Origin of the sequence: Clostridium uliginosum (assembly GCF_900112485.1) — a bacterium.
Taxonomy (GTDB): Bacteria; Bacillota; Clostridia; order Clostridiales; family Clostridiaceae; genus Clostridium; species Clostridium uliginosum.
The window spans coordinates 1-1,667 of record NZ_FOMG01000068.1; the positions used below are offsets into that span (position 1 = coordinate 1).

Annotated in this window: 2 protein-coding genes; both read right to left on the reverse strand. The window is 31.0% G+C overall.

Going from position 1 to position 1,667, the window contains the following annotated elements:
• Positions 1-34: 34 nt before the first annotated feature.
• On the reverse strand, positions 35-949 hold the full coding sequence (locus BM027_RS17820; protein WP_139209567.1) for an IS3 family transposase: 915 nt from the start codon (positions 947-949) through the stop codon (positions 35-37).
• Positions 922-1,602 carry a helix-turn-helix domain-containing protein gene (locus tag BM027_RS17825; RefSeq protein ID WP_090094512.1) on the reverse strand — a complete coding sequence of 227 codons (681 nt, stop codon included), beginning with the start codon at positions 1,600-1,602 and terminating at the stop codon, positions 922-924. Before BM027_RS17825 ends, BM027_RS17820 begins: the two co-directional genes overlap by 28 nt.
• Positions 1,603-1,667 lie beyond the last annotated feature (65 nt).

The following is a 1,667-nucleotide window of genomic DNA, read 5'->3' on the forward strand; positions in this document are numbered from 1 at the left end:
CCCTGTCAAGTAGACAGATGAAAAAACAAAAAAATTATGAAGCCAAGGTCTGATTTCGATATTCAATTGGAGTCAGACCTTTTAAATTTTTCTGTAACCTTTTTGTATTATAAAATACTATATAGTCATCAATTGCTTGCCTCAATTCTTCATATGTATAAAACTTTTGCAAATAATACATCTCGCATTTGAGAGTTCCCCAAAAACCTTCCATTGGTCCGTTGTCGATACACCTACTGACACGTGACATGCTTTGAGTTGCATTGATCTTATCAAGTTTAGCTTTGAAAGTTCTATTAGTATACTGAAATCCCCTGTCACTATGAAAAAGTGGCTTTGCAGTCGGATTAGCAATTACTGCTAAGTCAAATGTATCAAAAACAAGTTGATTGTTATTTGAGTGACCGACCACATAAGAAACAATGCTTTTGTCAGATAAATCAAATATTGCACTGAGGTAAGCCTTTTGACCATTAAGTAGCTTAAATTCAGTAACATCTGTTAACCATTTTTCATTTGGTTTCTTTGCATAGAATTCTCTATTTAATTTGTTTTCTGCCGTGATTTGTGGAGTACTTTGTAGATAAGACTTTCTCTTTTTTCTTATAACTGATTTCATGTTAATAGACTTCATTAATCTATAAATTCGTTTATGATTATACTGTTTATTAAGAAGTCGATTTATATTAATTGTTATCCGACGGTATCCATAGATACCATGTACATCTTCATAAAGTTTAACAATTTCTTTTAGTATTATTGAATTCTCTTTATCTAATTCAGTCTCTGAACGGTTAATCCATTTGTAGTAAGATGATCGTGCAATACTAGCTAAATTGCATAAATCAGCTATTGGATAGCCATTTTCCTCATGTAATTCTCTTATAGAAATATATTTATATTCTTGGAGGATTCTAGTGCTTATCGCCTTCTTTCTACTTCCTTCAATTTTTTTAAGAAATCATTCTCCATCTTTAAACGTCTATTTTCTGCTTCAATAAGTTTTAATTGTGCTGATAATTTATCAGCCTCAGTAAGCTCATCAGCCTCTTTACGCTTACCGCGACGGTCCATTAGCTCTTCATATCCATTAGCTTTGTATTTTCTTACCCATGTATAAACTTGTTGATAAGAAACCTTAAATTTATCAGCAGTGGCTTGATAATCATCATTATTCGAAATGCAGAATGCAACAATCTCAATTCTTTCTTCATAAGTAGTTTTTCTTCCATTAGTCATAATTCTATCCCCTTGCTTATTATGAGATTTAAATGTTTTATGACCATTATACTTCTTAATCCAATCTCTGAGAACACGAGGAGATGAAATTTCATATATGCAGCATATATTTCTTAAAGAACCTTTTCCAGCTAGATAATCTTTAACTGCATTAAGTTTAAGCGAATCAGAATAATATTTATTTTTTATAGAAACTATTAAATTTGCTTCCCCAACATCATTATATATTTTCAACCAGTCATAAAATGTGGCACTATGAATTGCCATCTCATCGCATATCTGTATAACTGCTTTTTCTCCTGATAAATATTCTTTAATTCCTTTCAATTTCTCTTCCAGAGAACATTTCGTTTTTCTTGACATTAAAATACCCCCTTTATAGAAACAGTTTTATTATTTTAACTGTCTACTATAAAGGGAGCATATCA

Excerpts from the sequence above, each read along its gene's own strand:
- BM027_RS17825 (WP_090094512.1), bottom strand. The coding sequence starts at position 1,602 with ATGTCAAGAAAAACGAAATGTTCTCTGGAAGAGAAATTGAAAGGAATT.